This window comes from Parasulfitobacter algicola (genome assembly GCF_013315265.1).
GTDB lineage: Bacteria > Pseudomonadota > Alphaproteobacteria > Rhodobacterales > Rhodobacteraceae > Parasulfitobacter > Parasulfitobacter algicola.
Window position 1 is genome coordinate 582,467 of sequence record NZ_JABUFE010000001.1, and the last position, 20,502, is coordinate 602,968.

The 20,502-nt window shown below is 50.1% G+C and carries 17 protein-coding genes; 5 read left to right on the forward strand and 12 right to left on the reverse strand.

Features of this window, described 5'->3' with window-relative positions; translation table 11 throughout:
- Nucleotides 1–35: 35 nt before the first annotated feature.
- The 8 genes from tssG to HRQ87_RS02890 form a co-directional block, all read right to left on the reverse strand.
- Nucleotides 36–1,040, reverse strand: coding sequence for a type VI secretion system baseplate subunit TssG (gene tssG, locus HRQ87_RS02855; RefSeq protein ID WP_174134992.1), 1,005 nt, complete (start codon nucleotides 1,038–1,040; stop codon nucleotides 36–38).
- Entirely contained in the window at nucleotides 1,037–2,815 is a 1,779-nt protein-coding gene (tssF, locus tag HRQ87_RS02860) for a type VI secretion system baseplate subunit TssF (protein ID WP_174134994.1), read from the reverse strand. The genes tssG and tssF overlap by 4 nt, the downstream gene beginning before the upstream one ends.
- Nucleotides 2,808–3,320 carry a type VI secretion system baseplate subunit TssE gene (gene tssE, locus HRQ87_RS02865; RefSeq protein ID WP_174134996.1) on the reverse strand — a complete coding sequence of 171 codons (513 nt, stop codon included), beginning with the start codon at nucleotides 3,318–3,320 and terminating at the stop codon, nucleotides 2,808–2,810. Before tssE ends, tssF begins: the two co-directional genes overlap by 8 nt.
- Entirely contained in the window at nucleotides 3,313–4,122 is an 810-nt protein-coding gene (locus HRQ87_RS02870; protein ID WP_174134998.1) for a type VI secretion system accessory protein TagJ, read from the reverse strand. Before HRQ87_RS02870 ends, tssE begins: the two co-directional genes overlap by 8 nt.
- Nucleotides 4,119–5,507, reverse strand: coding sequence for a type VI secretion system contractile sheath large subunit (gene tssC, locus HRQ87_RS02875; protein ID WP_174135000.1), 1,389 nt, complete (start codon nucleotides 5,505–5,507; stop codon nucleotides 4,119–4,121). The genes HRQ87_RS02870 and tssC (HRQ87_RS02875) overlap by 4 nt, the downstream gene beginning before the upstream one ends.
- 1 nt (nucleotide 5,508) lies before the next feature.
- On the reverse strand, nucleotides 5,509–6,987 hold the full coding sequence (gene tssC / locus HRQ87_RS02880; RefSeq protein ID WP_174135002.1) for a type VI secretion system contractile sheath large subunit: 1,479 nt from the start codon (nucleotides 6,985–6,987) through the stop codon (nucleotides 5,509–5,511).
- Entirely contained in the window at nucleotides 6,987–7,505 is a 519-nt protein-coding gene (gene tssB / locus HRQ87_RS02885; RefSeq protein ID WP_174135004.1) for a type VI secretion system contractile sheath small subunit, read from the reverse strand. The genes tssC (HRQ87_RS02880) and tssB overlap by 1 nt, the downstream gene beginning before the upstream one ends.
- A gap of 141 nt (nucleotides 7,506–7,646) precedes the next feature.
- A complete protein-coding gene (locus tag HRQ87_RS02890; protein ID WP_174135006.1) occupies nucleotides 7,647–8,678 on the reverse strand; it encodes a type VI secretion system protein TssA in 1,032 nt (343 codons plus the stop codon).
- A gap of 175 nt (nucleotides 8,679–8,853) precedes the next feature.
- On the opposite strand from HRQ87_RS02890, the gene tssH reads away from it, so the two are divergent.
- Both tssH and HRQ87_RS02900 read left to right on the forward strand, forming a co-directional pair.
- Nucleotides 8,854–11,457 (forward strand): type VI secretion system ATPase TssH, encoded by a 2,604-nt coding sequence (tssH, locus tag HRQ87_RS02895; protein ID WP_174135008.1) that lies wholly within the window; start codon nucleotides 8,854–8,856, stop codon nucleotides 11,455–11,457.
- An 89-nt stretch (nucleotides 11,458–11,546) separates the two neighbouring features.
- Nucleotides 11,547–12,026, forward strand: coding sequence for a type VI secretion system tube protein Hcp (locus tag HRQ87_RS02900; protein ID WP_174135010.1), 480 nt, complete (start codon nucleotides 11,547–11,549; stop codon nucleotides 12,024–12,026).
- Nucleotides 12,027–12,142: 116 nt separating this feature from the next.
- On the opposite strand, the gene parE is transcribed toward HRQ87_RS02900, so the two are convergent.
- Entirely contained in the window at nucleotides 12,143–14,104 is a 1,962-nt protein-coding gene (gene parE, locus HRQ87_RS02905) for a DNA topoisomerase IV subunit B (RefSeq protein ID WP_174135012.1), read from the reverse strand.
- Between the two features lie 168 nt (nucleotides 14,105–14,272).
- Here parE and HRQ87_RS02910 point away from each other — a divergent pair, with 168 nt between their 5' ends.
- The 3 genes from HRQ87_RS02910 to HRQ87_RS02920 all read left to right on the forward strand — a co-directional run bounded on the left by HRQ87_RS02910 (nucleotide 14,273) and on the right by HRQ87_RS02920 (nucleotide 17,249).
- Nucleotides 14,273–15,367: a hypothetical protein gene (locus HRQ87_RS02910; protein WP_174135014.1), complete on the forward strand. Its 1,095-nt coding sequence runs from the start codon at nucleotides 14,273–14,275 to the stop codon at nucleotides 15,365–15,367.
- 50 nt (nucleotides 15,368–15,417) lie between these two features.
- The gene (locus HRQ87_RS02915; protein ID WP_174135016.1) at nucleotides 15,418–16,044 is read left to right on the forward strand and encodes a ribonuclease HII; all 627 of its coding nucleotides are present in this window, start codon (nucleotides 15,418–15,420) and stop codon (nucleotides 16,042–16,044) included.
- A gap of 89 nt (nucleotides 16,045–16,133) precedes the next feature.
- The gene (locus tag HRQ87_RS02920) at nucleotides 16,134–17,249 is read left to right on the forward strand and encodes a site-specific DNA-methyltransferase (protein ID WP_174135018.1); all 1,116 of its coding nucleotides are present in this window, start codon (nucleotides 16,134–16,136) and stop codon (nucleotides 17,247–17,249) included.
- 203 nt (nucleotides 17,250–17,452) lie between these two features.
- Here the strand turns inward: HRQ87_RS02920 and HRQ87_RS02925 are convergent, their stop codons facing one another.
- From HRQ87_RS02925 to HRQ87_RS02935, 3 genes are read right to left on the reverse strand one after another with little or no spacing between them, the layout of a single operon-like run.
- Nucleotides 17,453–18,691, reverse strand: a complete 1,239-nt coding sequence (locus tag HRQ87_RS02925; RefSeq protein WP_174135020.1) for an AAA family ATPase — start codon at nucleotides 18,689–18,691, stop codon at nucleotides 17,453–17,455.
- A gap of 5 nt (nucleotides 18,692–18,696) precedes the next feature.
- A complete protein-coding gene (gene prfH, locus HRQ87_RS02930) occupies nucleotides 18,697–19,338 on the reverse strand; it encodes a peptide chain release factor H (RefSeq protein WP_174135022.1) in 642 nt (213 codons plus the stop codon).
- Nucleotides 19,335–20,468, reverse strand: coding sequence for an RNA ligase RtcB family protein (locus HRQ87_RS02935; RefSeq protein ID WP_174135024.1), 1,134 nt, complete (start codon nucleotides 20,466–20,468; stop codon nucleotides 19,335–19,337). The genes prfH and HRQ87_RS02935 overlap by 4 nt, the downstream gene beginning before the upstream one ends.
- Between the last annotated feature and the right edge of the window lie 34 nt (nucleotides 20,469–20,502).

A 20,502-nucleotide genomic window follows, 5' to 3' on the forward strand; every position in this document is an offset into this window, starting at 1 on the left:
GTCCTCTCGAATTATATGAAGTGTTGGAAATATCATTATACGGTTGCCTCGATCACGGCCTGATCACTGTCTTTGTCGCTTTCTGCAGATTTCGCCCATGTGTTCCAACCCAATCGCGCCATTGGACCTGCGCCACCAAGTTGAGTGTCGGGAACATCTTCGCGGGCCAAAATCACCTGAATGTCAAAATCCAATACAGGGCCCAGATAAAGCCTGATTAGATTTTGCAGGCTGTTGACCTTGTCTGTTCCTGGCTCAAGTGCCAGAAAATCATGATATCGTACAGGACCCACCACGATACGGATTTTTCCTGATCTTTCGGGCAAATACGCCCCTGCGGTCGTGTTCTGACCAAGTCGTGCAGGTGTGCGGGTGTTCGAAGCCATGTTTGTTTGTTCTGACACCGGAATCGGCAGCCAGCGATTGTGAAACTGCTTTACCTGAACGGGCAACTGTAATTCTGCGGCTAAAACTGCACGCAAGCCCTGCGCAGATCGTGTGCGTTGCGCCAAAAGTCCCGCATATCGCAACAGACCGTCTTTTGGTAAAGTCGTGTGACGCCGCAGGTTCCCGCTGGACAGTCCGATCAGCGAAAACAGTGCTGTGCGAATGCGGTTTTTCCCATCGGCATTCCAGCGCAATAGCACAGGAAGACTGTATTTTTCAGCCGCATGAATGAACAGCCACGTCAGGCGATCCGAAAACAGATCAAAAAAGGCACCCAGCCCATATGATCTGCGACGGTTCGATAACGTTATCATCTCAGTATATGCGGGCGGAAGGGGCGATAGCGGACCAACAAGACCTGCCAGCGATGCTTCGACCTGAATTCTGTCATCCTTGACAATAACGGCAGACACCGGTGTCGGTTGAAGCGATGTCAGCGGGGGAGCCGATATCACCAGGTCCAGCCCACGTACTTTTGCTTCGGCCTCGGCGATACGGATTGCAGAAATGGGATCAAAGGCGGCGGGATCGGCCTGAAGATTGGCGAAAACCGCGTCTGTTTCAGGGTCTGTTACCGGAACGATCTTGTTCATACCATCGCCTCTTCGCCGGCGCGGGGTGGGAATTCAGCCAAAAGATCAGTGCGGTTCTTCATTTTTAACGACAGACGCGTAAACGTGTTTATCGTCGCATAGCAGCCCAAAAACCGATCAATCATTGTGCCAAAGAAATACGCATCAGACGGGTCGATCACATGATCATCAAAAATCAATGTAATGTCACTGCCTGGCACCATCGCATTGCCAAGACGCGCAATTCCGGGTTTTGTTTCGATCTCGTGAATGGATGAAATCAGGCGCGTGGGTTCCTTGGCCCCAGTTATATCATAAAGGCTGATGATATTGCGCAAAGCAGGCGCGCCGCCTTTGCTGATCGACAGATGATTTAGCGACAGATGTGACAACAGTCGCCAGGCACGATCATCAACATCATCGGGCGTATATTGGCTGGACAATGGTTGCAGACAGCTGATGCCAGTGACGGCATCAATCGCATCGGCCAGATACAGTTTCGGCTGGCCGCCACCGAATGGTAAACGGCTTGGCAAATCGGCGTTCGTGGCCAGAACATCAATGCTGGCTACAGCTTTTGACACCGGACGCGGGCGGTTGATTTCATCGACAAACGCAAGGGACGTTTCCCCTTCGCCCCCATCACGCTGTCGCGTATGCCGTCGAAGTTGCCAACCCACTTTGCCGATATTGGTCCCCGACAGACGGTGGAAAAACGGATGGATGTCGGTGGCATTTCCATCATCATCGGTCAGTGTGACAGAAGTGACCGAATGCACACGCTGTGTTCTACTTCGCCGCGCATCGGCCATCAAAGAATAGGTTGTTCGCGTGCCATCCAAAGTGATGGGTTCGGCCCTTTTTTTGAAGTGATTGACCATCGGGGTGCAATGCAACAGCAAACTGGTGTTGTCTATGTCGCGTTCCAGACGGCCTGGTGCGGCGTCAAGATACAGATAAACGACGACCTCATCGCTTTGGGATATGCGACTGACATCAACGTCAAAGAACAGAAATTTCTGTGGCAGGGCAAAAAATTCCGTCAGCGTGCGGTATCCCAGAAAGCTGTTTTCGGGATAAGGCAACAATCCTTCGGCATCGTCAAATCCCACCTGTTGCAAGGCTGTGGGTGGTAAAAAGACGGCATCAGCATCGTTGGCGTGGGCGGCCAGTCCGACCTCGGTACAATGATTAAAAAGCAACGCATGCAACGCTATGGCCTGACGGGATGGGGCCGCGATATAGAAACGAAGCGTTTGCAGACCGCAAGCAAACAATGGCGTTTTGCTTTCGCGTTTTAGGGTGATGGCCAGGCAGCCCGATGACTTACCTTCGCGGGTTTGTGGCGCGTCAATCGGGCGGGCCATCAAGCGCACATCAGCAACACTGACGGGGGCCAGTGTTACGGACTGTGTTGTTCTGAACCGACAGACATCGCTTTCGATGGGATCAGACACAATCTGTGTGTGCCGCGGTACGACCTGTGTCGTATCAAGCGTTTTTTGCGGATGCAGCTGCACAATCGTCATCGCAGGCACGGGACTAAGATAATGCGGATAAAGCGTTTCCAGAAGCGCGTCGGTCAGTTCTGGCAGGCTATCGTCGATCTTTTGCCGTATCCTAGCCGAGGTATAGGCGAAACTTTGAATCAGCCGTTCGACATGCGGATCGTCGCTGGTATCCTTTGACAGCCGTAACCGCCCGGCAATCTTTGGGAATGCCTCGCTGAACCGCGTGGCGCGGCTGCGTAGGGCGTTCAGTTCATCGCTGTAAAATTCAAGAAAGCGGTTAACCACGACTGCCCTCCAGCACGGAAAACCGTTGCATGACAGGATCCAGTCGGGTGTCAAAGACAATCGGTGGCAGCCCTTTTTGAATTTTATAGGTAGCAGAAATTCGGATATGCAAAATACGGTCTGAGGCGTCTTTATTCGGCAGAACCGTTACAGACAGATCTTCCAAGCGCGGTTCAAACAGGCGAATACGGTTTTGCAGCTCTTGTGCCATGGCGTCGCGCTGCCTGTTGGTGACCAATCGCATCGAAAACATATCTTCAACACCAAACCGCACAAGACTGTCGCGCAGTTCGGGCAAGCCTTTGGGCGGTGAATCCGGGCAACAGCGTGTGTTCAGAATGGTTTCCAGATCACGCCGTAAGGCTGAACGGATCTGTGCGATCTGTTCATTCATCGTCATCAGCGGTTCTTTGACAAGATCAGGATCGGTGTCAATCAGGCGGTCCAGAAGGCTGGTGGCCATCCGTTCGTTTGTCGCCCGAAACCGATCCATTTTATCAGCCATGCGCTGCCTCAGCCGTTGCATGTGTCAGGGTGATATTGGTAGCCGACATGATGGTCTGTGCTTCGTCACCAACCAAAAAAGATCGTTGCCCGCGCCCAATCATCAGCGTGCCCGGTGCTTCGACCCAATCAGTTTCACGCCCCATTTTTTGTTCTATGGTGGATGATCCGTGATATGTGGCAGGGATCAGAACTTCGGCCGAAGCCCCATCCATCAATGTCATCCGCGCACGACGCAGGGCCAGATCGCGGGGGCGCGAAACCTCGGCAAACTCAAGCGATTGGATCAGGGTAAAATCCACCCAAAGATAGCTTCCGCCTGTTGTCAAAGCCTCAATCGCGTGGGGCAGACGATCGTCCAGATCGCGAAAATCAGCGGCAGGCGCATCATTCCAGAAGACAGGTTGTTCACCGCGCAAGGCATCCAATTCATCAATAGCGGCGCGCGCAGTATCACCATCACCGTCACGCAAAGCCAAATTAACCTTGATTGCCAGCTTATCGCGTTCGGTTGGACCTTGTGGGAAATCGGGAATAGCCGCTTCGTCATACCAACGACCACGTGCAAACATGCCCCGAAGGTGATTGCGATACGCCGCAAGCGACGTTGCGACATCGGGTGACAGGCGCGATGCCATTTTCAAATGGGTATCAGCCTTGTCCAGATCACCATCGCACACACACAAATCGGCCAGCACAATGCGCGGCTCGGCTTTGCCGGGGTTTGCTTTCACGTCGGCTGATACTGCTGTAATCGCGGCGTCCAGATCATTGTTTGAAATAAGCTCTGCTATGGTGCTCATGCGGTCCTCTGTGGAATGCGTTGCCGGTCGTTGCTGTCGGCAACCAGGTGAAATGTGGTGGCAATATCGTCCAACTGGAAATGTGGTTGAAGATGAATGGCACAGGAATAAACGCCGGGTCGCCCCGCAATTGCAGCGACTTTAACACCTGCGCTGCGCAAAGGATACCGGGCGGTCAGGGTTGTGTCCGCGTCTTCGTTGCTGATGCAATATTTCATCAACCAGCTGTGCAATCGGCTTTGCAGCCCGTTTTCATCAGCAATACTACCTATTTCATCGCGCATAATCACTTTTAGAAAATGCGCAAAGCGGGCAGCACACAAGACATATTGCAACATAGACGCCAACCGCGCGTTGCGCACGGCAATTGCAGTGCTGTAGCGACCGGGACGGTGAAACGACGGACATGCATTGAACACCGGATCACTGACCATATAAAGCGATGAAATCGGCACAATTCCGTTTTCGACCATATATTGTTCTTGAAAACTGGTCAGGCGCACTTCGACTGGGGGCTGCTCGGACATCCCATGCTTGTCGGTTCCAAAATCATGACCGTCAAACAAAGTAATACGCCCGCCGCCGGTTTCGTCTTGATAGGCACCGCGAATGGCTGCAAACCAACCGCTTGACTTGTAAGTTTCGATCACAGTTGTAGCAAAGGCAAACGCCCCGCTGGCATAGGTTAGAACACCGGGTATTTCACAAAAAGGGAATTGGTCGATCCGGTCAGGATCATTCAGACGATACGGCTTTCGGATCAGGATGCGGGGCGCAACAAGGCCAATAAATCTGGTATCATCTTGTTCACGCAGTGCATCCCAGCGAATGCGTTCTGCAGCACTATCCCCATCACCAAGATCAGGGGCATTTGACAGATCCTGATAACTGTCCAGGCCAAAACAGTCGGGCGCAGCTGTTGCAATAAACGGACAAAACGCAGCAGCAGCTACTGATGCGATCCGCCGCAAAATATCAATTGAATCGCCGCGTTCCTTATTCACCTTGATGCCAATGTCGTAGTCACCGATCAACAGGCCGTAAGGCAACCCACCGGGCATTCCCAATTCGTCTTCGTAAACCAGTTTATGCAGATGGCTTTGGTCGAAATCCACACTGCGTTCCAGATTGCGGCTAAGGGTTTTCCAGTCGACATCCAGCAGTTTGATCAGAACTTCGCCGTCATTCCCATTTTCAAAGACAAGTTTTTGCAATGCCAGCCAGCGCGCAGACAGCGCCATGAATTCTGGGGTATGCAAAATAGCATTGACCTGCGCGTTCAGCGCTTGATCGATTTTGGCAATAAGGCAATCAATACGCGCCGCCAGCGTCTTGAACTTGGCGCTGGCGGCTTCAGTTTCAAATTGCACCGCAGTTGCGTGCATATCAGCTCTTTTCAGGGATCCGTGCGACCATCCGCAAAGATGTTGTCAGTTCTTCCATCTGCAACCATGGCCGCAACCATGCGACAGCGTTATAGCTGCCGGGTTTGCCCGGAATTTCCTGAACAGTGATCTTGGCATCCCGCAGTGGATATTTCGCACGCATTTCTGGCGCCGCATCCGCGTTTGAGTTGACATAATTGCTGATCCACCGGTTCAGCCATTTTTCGCAATCTTCCGCTTCCATAAACGACCCGATTTTGTCGCGCCCGATCACTTTCAGATAATGCGCAAACCGCGATGTTGCCATCATGTAAGGAAGACGGGCCGAAATCGCTGCGTTTTCAGTCGCTTCCGGCGTATCGTATTTCAAAGGCTTATGCGTTGTCTGCGCCCCAAAGAACACTGCATAATCCGTATTTTTATAGTGGCAAAGTGGCAAGAAGCCCATATTCCCAAGCTCTGAATCACGACGGTCTGTAATGCCAATTTCAGTTGGGCACTTGATATCAATGTCGCCGTCATCAGTTGAAAACAGATGCATAGGCAAGCCTTCAACTTTGCCCCCGTTTTCCGCACCCCGAATGGCTGTACACCAACCGGTGTCTCCGAACGCTTCGGTCAGACGTGCGCCCATGACATAGGATGCGTTCATCCAGCAGTAATTATTGTGCGGAATGCGATCACCATCATAGGAAATGGCTTCGTCATAATTGAATTCTTCGATCGTCCGCGTCCGTGGGCCATATGGCACGCGTGCCAAAGTGCGCGGCAGCGTCAAAGTGACAAAGCGGGAATCTTCGCTGGCGCGGAAATTGCGCCATTTCGCATATTCAGCCGTATCAAAAATCTTTGACAGATCGCGTGGCTTGCTAAGTTCGGTATAGTCATCAAACCCGAACAACTGCGGGCTGGCGGCCGAGATGAAGGGCGCAAACGCAGCGGCTGAAATCGAGCTCATGTTTTGCAGGCATTCCAAGTCTTCAAAACCGTTATCGAATTCGTAATCCCCAACGATTGCACCAATCGGTTCGCCGCCTGGTGTTCCAAACTCGTCTTCGTAGATGGCTTTGAACAAGCGGGACTGATCAAATTCAACGGCTTTTGCCAGATCGCGACCAATCTCTTTCTTACTTGCGTTCAGAACGCGGATCTTCAGGTTTGAACTGGTATTTGAGTTTTTCACCAGATAGTGCAAACCCCGCCATGATCCTTCCAACTTGGAAAATTCCGGCGATTGCATCACAGCGGCCAGCTGTTTTGAGATTTTCGCGTCGATCTCTTCAACAGCTTTAGTCAAGGTAATGGTCAGGTTTCGGTTAAACGTAACCGTGCCTTCCATAGCAGCGTCGGTCAACGCACGCATAAGATCAGTCGTACGATCAGCTTCGGTTTGCTTGGTTGCACCGATCACCTGATCCAAAAGACCGGCTTCTTCGGTTACAACTTCGGTATTGCTTTGGGATTCGGGATTAGTCGCCATTACGCTTTGTCTCCATCAGAACCTGATTGTGACTTGATCTCATCGACCATTTTCTTGACTGCGTCATTGTCTTGCAGGATTTCTTCCAGCAATAGCTCAAGCTCTTCTGAGCGGTCGGCCTTGCTTAGCAGATCACGCAGCTGATTACGGCTTTCCAGCAGCTTTTTCAGCGCAGGCACCTGGTCCACAATGGCGGCAGGCTCAAAATCTTCCATTTTGGAAAATTTCAAATCAACGTTCATCAGGCTATCATCATCTGTAAGTGCATTTTCGACCTTCATCCGCAGGCCCGGCGTCATGCGCTTCATCACAGCGTCAAAATTATCGATATCGATCTGCACGAATTTACGTTGACCAAAAGGTTTAAGATCTTCGGTTGGATCCCCGGAAAAATCACCAAGAACACCCACGACGAATGGCAATTCCTTTTCAACCATCGCACCTTCAGTTTCCACTTCGTACTTGATGTGAACTCTGGGCTTGCGCACTTTTTCCAATTTGTCGTGTACACTGGCCATATAGTATTCCTCTCGGATTTAGTTAACGTCTGACAAAAATCTCAAATTCCATGTCATGAAGCCACGTATGTCGGTTGGCGTCAAACCAACTTCTGTACCAGCATTTAAACAGTTGCATGACACCTATAGTCTATTTTCCGTTTATTGGGGTTCATTCTTTTCCCGAATACCAGCCGTCGTCATAACGTTGCGCCGCATGGATTCGTCCGGGATCAGTTCTTCTAGTAATGTCATGAAGTCCATTCTGCCGCGATGAACAATCGTTTCAAGCGCATGGCTGATGGGTGAATGCGGTTCCGTTTTGCGGAAAAACGCGGCAACATCCAGCAATTTTGCAAATGCCTCATCTCGTGTTGTGATTGCACCCACAGGTTTAGTGTCTTGTGCCACATCGCTATCCTGGATTTCATCATCATTTTCGGTCGTTTCAAGCGGCGCGGTGACATGGGATTTCAACCACATCTCTACGTCACCCAAAGTTTCGTAAATAAGGCTAAAAGGGGGTGCATCGGCGCCATATTTTCCCGTCAGGATAGCATCGCTGACTTTGATAGACGCAATTGCAGATTGTATATGGCCCAACTGGGAAAGCATCGCGGTATTGCCGGCTTTACCCATTTCGGTCAATAATTCCGGTTCCTGCCCATTCTGGCGATACCAAAAAGCAAATTCACCATAAGGCGCGTCTGGAACCAGCGGCAAAAGGCGAATTGGTTGGATTAAAGCACCTTCGCGACCGCCACCATTCAGACCTGTTAGTGCATCAAACCTATCAGCGTCTGTTTCTTCAGGCGGTGGGAACAGTTCAGTGCCAAAGCTTTCAAGGATCTGCTGCAGGATCGAAAAACCTTTCGCAAGCCCTTCAAATCCTGACAACCTTGTTTCAGCTTCAATATACCACGCCAATATTTCGACGTCTTTTGTGTACTCTGCAAGAAGCTGATGTGCGACATCACGCACCTCGACCCATTCAGGACAAAGCGCGATACGCTGTTCGATGTTTTCCAGATTTTCCATCCGGCGTTCTTCTGCACGAACGTTGCTACGTAAATCACGCAACTTGTAATACAGCGCCTGAGCTGGACCATCTTCACGTACATCCACACCAATAGGAGCATCTGCAGAAATAGCCGACGCCAGAATATCGCTTTCAATTGGCGCTTGTTCGTTCAATATTTTTTCCTCAACCGTTGCACGATCGTCAAATCGTTCACCTTTATGTAAACTTTATGTCTAAACTAGGTTGCGAATCATGTTTATGCCATTAAATTAACAAATATACAGGCGAAGTGTAGCGGCATAAAAAGTGCAGATGCAAGTCGCCGACCTATATTTGAGGTAAGTTATTGTGGCTGCGATTGATCTGCACGTATTGATTCAACACCTTGATCCCGGATTACGCACATCTTTAGAAAAAGCAGCAGCGCTTGCCGTTAGAAACGCAAATAAATCCATTGAGATTGAACACTTTGTTTATGTGCTGGCTGAAAATCCTGATGTCGCCGATGTTTTGAACGATGCAGATTGCCAAGCATCCGCAGCACAAAAAGAAGCACAGCTTGCGATTGCGTCGCTGCAGCGTGGTCATGGATCAGCCCCATCCATGTCGCAAAATATTGTCACCTTGGCGCGCGAAGCCTGGCTGACGGCGTCGTTGCGGTTTGGGCAAAACCGTGTTGGCATTGAAACACTGCTTTTGACCCTTGGCACAGAAAGCGATTTGCGATCTGCATTGCGTGTTGCGTCGCCATCGCTTCTTAAGATGAATTTGGCAGCCCTTGAAAAGGCCGCCCGCGAAAAACCTGTGTCACAAGATGTTAGTTCTGCCCCAAATGCGGCTGCGCCACCCGCTGCTGGTGGCGAAGATTTCCTGTCTGCTTATGCAACTGATTTAACGGCCGAAGCAAAAGCGGGACGCATCGATTCAGTTATCGGTCGTGATACTGAATTGCGCCAGATGATCGATATTTTGATGCGCCGTCGTCAAAACAACCCCATTTTGGTTGGCGAAGCGGGCGTGGGTAAAACGGCTGTGGCCGAAGCCTTTGCCCTGATGATTGCGGAAGGCGAAGCACCGGATCGCCTGAAAAACGTGTCATTGATGGCATTGGATCTTAGCCTTTTGCAGGCAGGAGCTGGCGTGAAAGGTGAATTTGAACGCCGCCTGACAGGTGTCGTTGATCAGGTCAAAGCCTCATCCAAGCCAATTATTCTATTTATTGATGAAGCACACACACTGATTGGTGCAGGTGCGCAATCTGGTCAGGGGGACGCTGCAAATATTCTAAAGCCAGCACTGGCCCGTGGTGATCTGCGCACAATTGCAGCGACAACATGGTCTGAATACAAGAAATATTTCGAAAAAGACCCCGCCCTGACCCGTCGCTTTCAGACTGTCAAAGTCAACGAACCTGATATTGAAACCGCAGTGCGGATGATGCGGAAAATTGCGCCACGCTTCAAAGACCATCATAACGTTCGCATTCGGGATCGTGCGTTGCGAGCCGCGGTTGAGCTGTCGGCGCGTTATATTCCTGAACGTCAACTGCCCGATAAAGCCGTCAGCTTGCTTGATACGGCCGCTGCTGCAATCACACTAAGTCGTCAGACACAGCCTGCGGCCCTTCAGGATTTGCGACGCGAAGTTGAATTGCTGCAAACCGAAATTGAGGCATTGCAATCCGAGCTTTCAACAGATGAATCAACGGCTCGCCTGCAATCATTGAACAACGATCTTGAAGCCGCCAAAGCCGAAGCCGCCAATCTTGAAGCCAAGTTGGAAAAAGAAACGGAATTGGTGTCCGAGGCTGATGAAATCGAAGATAACCTTAGCGATGACGGTGATAATTTCCGCCGGTTGACGGAAGCGGAAAGTGCTTTGTCACAAGTTCAGGGGGAAAGCCCGTTGATCCACCGTGTGGTCGATGACGAAGCGATTGCTGCTGTTGTGGCCCGTTGGACAGGCGTTCCCACCGGGCGCTTGATGCGCGATGAAATCACGGTTGTCGGCAGTTTGGGCGATCGTATGAAAGCACGCGTTTTGGGGCAAGATTTTGCAGTTGATAAACTTGCCGAAGCGATGCGCGTGTCGCGCGCCGGACTGACCGACGAACGAAAACCAACCGGTGTTTTCCTGTTGGTTGGAACGTCAGGTGTGGGTAAAACCGAAACGGCCCTTGGTTTGGCTGATGAACTTTACGGCGGTCCCTCTGGGCTGACTGTCATCAACATGTCGGAATATAAAGAAGAACATAAGGTATCGTTGCTGATGGGCTCGCCCCCTGGCTATGTCGGTTATGGCGAGGGTGGTGTTTTGACCGAAGCCGTTCGGCGCAGGCCCTATGGTGTTTTGCTGTTAGATGAAATGGACAAGGCGCACCCTGGCGTCCAGGATATTTTTTATCAGGTGTTTGACAAAGGCACATTGCGTGATGGTGAAGGGCGCGATGTCGATTTCCGTAACACAACTATAATCATGACTGCGAATACCGGGACTGAAACCCTTGCGACCTTGGCCGAAGACCCCGACACGATGCCTGAAGGCCGCGCACTGGAAAAGGCCTTGAAGCCTGAATTGCTTGAGACTTTTAAGCCCGCTTTTTTAGGCCGTGTTGCAATTCTTCCATATATTCCGCTGACAAAGGATGTTCTGGGTGGTATAGTCGATCTACAATTGGCTAAAATTTCTGAGCGTACAAAATCAACCTATGGGACCGATTTGACAATCAGTGATATTGCCAGAACATATATAGTGGAAAACGCGGCAGCAGGTGATACTGGTGCCCGTGCAATTGAAACAATGCTGTCACAAGATCTTCTTCCAAAGATGGCAGACTATTTTCTAGAATCGCTCGTCTCTGGCAATATGCCAAAGATGGTCGTACTTGGTTTAGACGCGGACAATCAGTTCACCCTTGATGCTGATATGCCCCTTCAAAGCAAGGCAACCTAAGTTGTCGGCGCTGGAATTTATTAGCGGCGGCGGCAAAATATGTACTTCGGTACGCTTTTTATATGAACTGAAACCTGGAGACTTATAAAATGCCAATTTACCTTCAAATTGACGGTATCCCTGGAAACGTAACAGAAGAGGGATACGAAAATTGGATTAAACTCGACACTTGCTGCGGCGGTGTACACAGACTTCTCAAGTCACCAGCGGGTGATGTTGCAAACCGTGATGGTGGTACCGTGACGATCAACCCCATCACGTGTTCAAAAGGACATTGTTCAGCTTCTGCAAAGCTTGAAAAAGAAGGCTGGATTGGCCATCAGGGACGCCCTGCAAAAATTCATTTTGTCACAAACGGTAACCCGAACCTTGTGACCAAGGAAGTTGAGCTGAAAGACGTTCTGGTTGAATATTACAACTATGACTCGTCAGACGGAAACGTTGCGCAAGAAAACTTCCAGCTGAACTTTACAGAGATCAGCGTAACAGCGCATACATATGACAAAAATAACTCAGTCAAAGATACATCGCGTTATTGGTTCTCACTTGTGACCAACAAAGGCGGCTGATTTTCGGCAAATAGAATAAAAAGGGCGCAAGTATGCGCCCTTTTTTGCGTTTAAGATGAAGTCTTCAGAAATTTGATGAAGCGAATTTGAATTTCAAGATTTTAGACAAACCGCTTTTACACATCCAACTCTTCTACAAACCTTGCGTTTTCCTGAATATACTGGAACCGCATTTCGGGTTTCTTGCCCATAAGACGTTCAACAAGATCACCGGTTTGACCGGGTTCGTCTTCGTCAATACTGACACGGATCAGTTTGCGGGTGGTAGGATCCATCGTGGTTTCTTTCAGGTCCTTTGCGTCCATTTCGCCCAAACCTTTGAAACGGCTGACTTGCAGTTTTGCATTGCCACCCAGACCTTTGACCATGACTGCATTCTTTTCTGCTTCGTCCAGGCAATAAACGCGGCGCGATCCTTGGGTAACGCGAAACAGCGGTGGGCAAGCCAGATACAGATGGCCCTGATCAATCATCGGGCGCATTTGGGTAAAGAAAAACGTCATCAAAAGCGATGCAATATGCGCACCATCGACATCGGCGTCGGTCATGATAATGATCTTTTCGTAACGTAAATCATCGACATTGAACCGGCTTCCAAGGCCAACCCCAAGCGCCTGGGTCAAATCGCTGATTTCATTATTCGTGGACAGCTTGTTCGATGCCGCCCCCAACACATTCAGGATCTTCCCACGCAGAGGCAGCAGTGCTTGTGTTTTTCGATTACGTGCCATTTTGGCTGATCCACCGGCGCTGTCCCCTTCGACTATGAACAATTCGGTTCCATCGCGTGACGTCGCAGAACAATCAGTCAACTTACCGGGCAGGCGCAGCTTTTTCGTAGCCGTCTTTCGGGCAGTTTCTTTTTCCTGGCGGCGGCGCAAACGTTCTTCGGCACGCAGGATCAGATAATCAAGAATTGCACCTGCAGATTTTGTATCGGCAGCCAGCCAATTGTCGAAATGGTCGCGGACAGAGTTTTCGACCATGCGCGCAGCCTCTTCGGTTGACAGTCGGTCTTTGGTCTGGCCCACGAATTTAGGTTCGCGAATGAAACAGCTGACCAACGCGCAGCCACCTGCACTTAAATCTTCGCGGTTGATCTGAGTGACTTTTTTATTATTAACCAGATCACCATAGGCACGAATGCCTTTTAGGATCGCGGCCCAAAATCCACTTTCGTGCGTGCCACCTTCGGGTGTGGGTACGGTGTTACAATAGGATTGTATGAAGCCGTCGCGGCTGGGCGTCCAATTGATCGCCCATTCGACTGATCCCGGCACACCGAATTTTTCCTGAAAGCCGACTTTGCCAGCGAACGGCTTTTCAGCATAGGTTGAGGCCGCCCCAAGTGTTTCAGACAGATAATCAGCCAGACCGCCGGGAAAGTGAAACGTGGCCTGCATCGGCATATCGCCGTCAGGCAATGCAGATTTCCAGCGGATTTCGACGCCCGAGAACAGATATGCCTTGGACCGTACCATTTTGAACAAACGCGATGGCTTGAACTTTAGCGATCCAAAGATATCGGCATCAGGATGAAACGTGACAGCCGTACCGCGTCGATTGGGGGCAGACCCTACTTTTTGCAATGACCCTTGCGGAATACCACGGGAAAATTCCATAGCATAAAGTTCGCGATTACGCGCCACTTCGACACGCAGATGATCAGATAATGCATTCACAACGGATGACCCGACGCCATGCAACCCGCCCGATGTCTGATAGCTGTCACCTGAAAATTTACCACCTGCATTCAGCGTGCAAAAGATAATCTCAAGTGCGGATTTATCGGGAAACTTTGGGTGTGCATCAATTGGAATGCCACGGCCATTGTCGCGTACGGTAATATGGTAGTTTTCATGCAGCTCAACTTCGATCCAGTTGGCATGACCTGCGACAGCTTCGTCCATCGAGTTGTCAACGATTTCAGCCACCATGTGATGCAGCGCGCGATCATCGGTGCCGCCGATGTACATACCGGGCCGCAGGCGAACATGCTCCATATCCTCCAGCACCTCGATTGAGGATGCATCATATTTGGATGGATCCGGCTGTTCCGGCAGAAGATCATCGGTCATTTGGCTGCTCATTTTGTTAGTTATTTTGCACGATAGTAAAGCAGGGGCTGTTCAATTTGAAGCGTACTGTTGACAGACCGCTAAATCGTTACCTATCAGTTGAGTTATAGCTAGTATTTGTTGTTATTGTTTCTGATTATTTAATTCGAAAATGGGGTGATTTAAGACATGGTAAATGAAACTGCAGATCAAAAATTGGATGCATTGATTGGAAGTATAAATGAAATTCGTAATGATTGGCTAATTAGACCAATTGATACGTATAATGTTGCCATTGATAACGCACATACATTTTACCAGGATACTCTGGCCCGGCAACGAAACGTTGATCAGATTCAGGCTGAATTTGTTATTATGACACTCATGGTCGGTAGTGTTGCACTTATTGGCGCATTTGCACCCATGTCCTATGTTTTGGGCGCTGCTGGAACCATGAAATACATGAAAAATATGGTACGGATGAAACGCTTTGTCGGCTCAAAGGTTTACAGTACAGCTGAGAAATTTGGGAAAAACAGAGTCGCCAAGTATATTTGGGTCGGTATGTCAGCAGAATCCGTATCGCTACTAAAGACCAAAGGACGCATCGGGATTGCAAGCCAAACGGTTGGGGGCAATTCTGCAGACATGCAAATAGATACGATTGAAGACATAAAGCTATCAGTGCGGCAGAGCGTCATAAGAACGTTTGATAAAATAAAACAGGATCTTGGCGATATTCGAAATTGCGATGCGTCAGAAGCAGAAAAAATGCAGTTCTATAACGATGCGATGAAAAGCCCGTTTATTGCAAAAAAAGCATCTGAGGTTAATGCAGCAATGATGGCAAATAAATCAAAATTGCAGGATCGTATGAAGCTGGCGTTTCTTCTGCATTATGTGATGAGTTGCGATTATCTGAAAACAACTACATCAACCGTAATGGATACTGGTACATACATTCATGTAGATAGTGACGTGAAAAAGACGCCTATACATATAAGTCCTTCTAGCCCCAGTTATCCCCAAAATAAATCTAGTGGTTTGAACAGTACGAAGGTTAAATATCGCGATACCGGCAATATAGTGGCAAAAGACATTAACACTTTGTACCAACAGTTGGCTGATGATGTTGGTTACAAGAAAGAAAAGTTAATGGATGATGATGATATGTTTGGAAGCACAACAAACAAAGTTGTTTTGAAAAAGGCCGAAGCTGCTTTGGAAAAACTTGCTGCTTTGGATAGTGTTGAAAAGATGCTTCCAAAAGTGATTGGCTTTTAGTGCGTATAATGTCCTTGTGGTTACACTTTAAACGAACGTCATCTTGATTGATGCCAAATTTTGATCTGGAAAAAGCAGCCTATGCTTCTGGGCGTCTTCGTATTGTGGGCGTTGATGAAGTGGGGCGTGGGCCTTTGGCGGGCCCTGTAATCGCTGCTGCGGTTTGGTTGGATCCGCAAAATATTCCCAATGGGTTGGATGACAGCAAAAAACTGACTCCCAAAAAACGTGGGCTCTTGAATACGGCCTTGATGTCTTGCGCCGATATCGGGATTGGGCAAGCGTCAGTCGCTGAGATTGATCAGATCAACATTCTGCGCGCATCGCATCTGGCGATGGAGCGCGCGATTGCGGCTTTGTCGCATCCGCCAGATTACGTGCTGATTGATGGCAATCTGATCCCGCGCGGGCTGACAATCGCATCGCAAGCTGTGATCAAGGGCGATAGCAAATCACTGTCGATCGCAGCCGCATCAATCATCGCAAAGCAGTACCGCGACAAATTGATGGTGGATTTAGCGCAACAGCACCCTGGCTATGGGTGGGAAAAAAACGCAGGTTATCCGACAAAAGCGCATCTGGAAGCACTTCAAAATCTTGGGGTGACCCCCGTTCATAGACGTTCGTTCAAACCTGTCCACAACATCTTGTATCAAGAAAAATCTGCAAGTCATTGATTCAAAAAAGAATTTGACGGCGAATCATCTTTGACTCATGTTTAACCCAACCAACGAGCGTGAAAATGCGCCGGGGACAAGAGGCAGATATGACGACGACAAAGACCAAAAAGGGCGCTGCTGCGCTTCCTTTGAACACGATTGTGGATGGTGACTGCATTGAGGCTATGAATGCTTTGCCTGCAGGATCAATTGACCTGATTTTTGCCGATCCTCCTTATAATTTGCAGCTAAAGGGTGACCTTCATCGCCCTGACAATTCCCGCGTCGATGCGGTGGATGATGCCTGGGACCAGTTTTCCAGTTTTGCCGCCTATGACCGGTTTACACAAGATTGGCTTGCGGCCGCGCGCCGGTTGCTGAAACCTAATGGGGCTATCTGGGTTATCGGCTCATACCACAATATTTTTCGGGTGGGGGCAGCCATGCAGAATGCTGGCTATTGGATCCTGAATGATGTGGTGTGGCGCAAGTCAAATCCCATGCCGAACTTCCGCGGCAAGCGTCTGACAAACGCACATGAAACGTTGATCTGGGCGTCCAAGGAAGAGGCGAGTAAATACACGTTCAACTATGAGGCGCTAAAAGCGTTGAACGAGGGCGTACAGATGAGAAGTGACTGGGTGCTTCCCATCTGTACGGGCCACGAACGATTAAAGAATGAAGCTGGCGAAAAGGCACATCCGACGCAAAAACCAATGAGTCTTTTGCACCGCGTGATGGTGGCCACAACGAACCCCGGTGATGTTGTTCTGGATCCGTTTTTCGGCACAGGCACCACAGGTGCAGTCGCCAAGATGTTGGGCCGCGAATACATTGGCATCGAACGGGAGGCCAATTATCGCGAAGTTGCAGAAAAGCGGCTTTCCAAAGTGCGCAAGTTTGACAAAGAGGCGTTGCAGGTCACGACCTCTAAGCGGGCTGAGCCGCGCGTGCCATTTGGTCAATTGGTTGAACGTGGCATGCTAAACCCCGGCGAAGAGTTGTTAAGCATGAATGGCCGCCACAAGGCCAAAGTGCGTGCCGACGGCACCTTAATCGGCGATGATATCAAAGGGTCCATTCATCAGGTCGGCGCCAAACTGGAAGGCGCCCCAAGTTGCAACGGTTGGACGTACTGGTGTTTTAAGCGCGATGGTAAAATGGTGCCCATCGACCTGCTGCGTCAACAGATCCGGGCCGAAATGACGGATCGACCCAATTAGATTTCTCCCTGTACGAGTTCAATAATTCAGTTACCGCCGGTGCCTGTGAGTCTATGCCAGGCACTTACTTACCCCGCCGACACCAACTCGGCGGGGTTTTTTTACCTATATTTCTTGAACATCGAAGAATTACCGTGCTGCCGATCATGTGATTGCAGTTTTTATACCTTGCTGTGAAATGAATGCGACAATTGTCTGCGGCTTCATTCCGCAGCTACGCGGTTCAACTTAGCAAGTAAACCAGTCGCAGATGCCGCTTTTGATGGGTCAGAGCTGTTTGCCAGCAGCCAACCCTGAATTTCGGCGGGACTGGTTTTTTGCATCCCCAACCGTTCTTGAAACCGCCTGGCAAGTAATGGTTCATTCGGGAAAAAGCGATCGAACAGTTGCCTGGCTGTTGTGGCATTCACTAACCCTAATTCGGTATGTACATCAGCACGGCCCGGTCGGATTAAAGCAGGGTCCAGTTTATTCTTATGGTTCGTCGTCATGATCAATGCACGTCCTTCCTGAGCAGCGACACCATCAATAGCATTCAGCAGCCCCGAAAAGCTGACACCAGTCTGCTTGTCCCCATTTTTGCGTTGCGTGAACACGGCATCAACATCTTCGACAGCGATCAATGATCGTTTCGGCGCGCAGATCATCGCCTCGCGCAAATCGTCGTCTGTCAGCGTTGTCCTGCCAACATCCAAAGTTGCGATATCCAAAGATAGCTCGGATGCAAGCGCCCGGATCAAGCTGGATTTTCCTGTGCCGGGCGGGCCATGAAACAGATAACCACGTCGCCATGGCACACCGCGTTGAGTATACCAGTTGCTTGCCGAATAGAACCAACGCATATCTTCCAAAACGCGCTGTACGCAGTCGTCGTCCACAACAACAGTATCTAAGGACCGGCGTGGAATATCACCAATGTTGTCCCAGTAATCACCTTTCAGAATGTGCAGCCCCGGACCAATGCGATCTTTTGCTTGTGCGATTTGGCGTCCACATTCAATCCACCCGACGATTGTTGAAATGCAGCCCAATAGTACCGTGACATTCAACGTTTCCATGGGACGCTGACTGTGTGGATTCCCGATTTTGGACTTCTCGTTAATGTCACGCTCAAGACAGCAAACCTTACCCTGGTATAAAAACCAATGCCGTCCGGGTGCTGGGGCGTACCCCTTTGTGCCGCTGGCCCATCTACCATCAGTCATCCGCACATGCCGCGATTTGGACAGAACATTGTTATGTTCCATCCAAATGCAAAAATGGCGATAGGCCGCGCTGCGGTTATCCAGTGTCAGACTAACCCAAACGCGACGCATGACCATTTTATAGAGCGCCATTATAATGACGCGCAAAGACGCGACAGCAATGCCAAGGGCACCCAAAGCGAGACCGCCAGCGAAGAAGTCACTTTTCAATGCATCGATAAGAAAACTATCAATCATACCCATCACCCACATCTTTCCTCACGAAAGCTGGTGCCTTTGAAGCAACGGACAGGATTGCCACGCTCCAGAGAGTTATGAAGCTGGTTCTGATTGGTCTTTTGGGCTTGATGGTCTGCTGTAACTTGCGCATTCATCAAGGTTTGCAAGCGCTCTAGTGCCAAGGCTTTGTTGCGATGTTGCGACCGCATTTCGCGGGCAACTGCTGTCAATCCGCTTGGCCGATGCGTTGCCCGCACTGCACTATCTGTCGTGTTCTGGTGTTGCCCGCCGGGGCCACCTGCGCGGAAGCTTTCAAACATGACATCACTTGGGTTAACCTCAACTTTTACGGTCACGTTCTGCGTCAATTGGAAAACACCAACAAACCAATTTGCGCGCTTGTGATTCGGCCGTAACGTGCTTTTGGCGCGCCAACGGATCGTCCCGCACCAGCGTTTGGCGAACGCATCGTTCCCAAGGCCGTGAACAATAATCACAGCGGACTTTGCACCATGCTTTGAAGGCGTGGTGTTGACATCCAGCTCAAGCCCGATTGTTTCGGCTTCGTCCAGCATATGCTGTAAAACACCGGCTATGGCCTGATTGCATTCGGCAGGTCCATTGCCACTGGTGATCAGAAGGGAAATTGGCATGTTGTGTTTCATGTCCGACCTCCGTCTCTTGTTTTCTTAAAGGTCAAAAGCGGGTGGAACATTGCAACTGATTGTGCTGCACGGGTTGCTTCCAGATCGGCCACAACGCTTTGCGATGATTTGTAGGCTATTGGTGCTTCCTCGATCAGTAAATCGCGATCTTCGCAAATGATGCGGCCACCAAAGGACGTGCGTTGCATCGCATCAATATCAGATCGTTTGGCCCGTACCCGCCCATGCATAGAGGACCGGTCATAGCGGCGACCCGACCCGTGTGCTGTGGACATCAACGCATCAGGTTGATCCGTCGGCCGCAATAAATAGCTGGGTGTTGCCCGCGATCCGGCCAGTGGAACAAGACCACTGACAGCACTGGCCGCCCCTTTGCGGTGCAGCCAGCCGTCACCATGCTGTGTCAGTATATTGTGCGGTGCATCAACAATCAGATGCAGATCCGTGCGCAATGCTTCGGCGGCACGTTCAGCAATGATCTGACGATTTAGGCTTGCCCAAAGAACGGCTTTGTCGTGGCTTTTTACATAATTCGATGTGGCGATGTCATTGGGATGCATCCCTGAAAATGCGCCCTGAGGGATAGAGCCCAGAACTGCATTTCCAAAGCCACGTGATCCTGAGTGGACAAGTAGGTAAATCGCTGACTTGTCGAGACAAAAGTCAGTGTCACTGTCCGCAAGCGTTTGCACTTCACAAAAGTGGTTGCCACCGCCAATCGTGCTAAGAGACGTCGGAAACATATCTGGCTTTATACCAATCCCCTCAAGCCGCGAACCAATATCGTCAGTGACCGGCTCGCTTAGCACCCGCATTCGGCGCATCGCCTTTTCCATCTTGAATTTGCGCAAAGGCATATCAAGCTGGAACAATGACATGCCGCAGCCGATATCGTTGCCGATGAGCTGCGGATAGATCCGATCCGCCAATACGGCACACCCAACGGGCCCGTATTTTCCGGGGTGCAGATCAGGAAAGGCGGCGATTTTACGAACGCCGGGCCATCCGGCGACGTGTTCAAGTTGTTGTTCAGCGCGACCTTCGATCCAAGCTGCAGATGTATAGAATTTAGTGATTACGCCGTCACTGTTCACAGCAGACGTGCGATCACCCAAGACAGAATTGCCCATGGAGTAATACCCAATTATTCATAATGTAGAGATG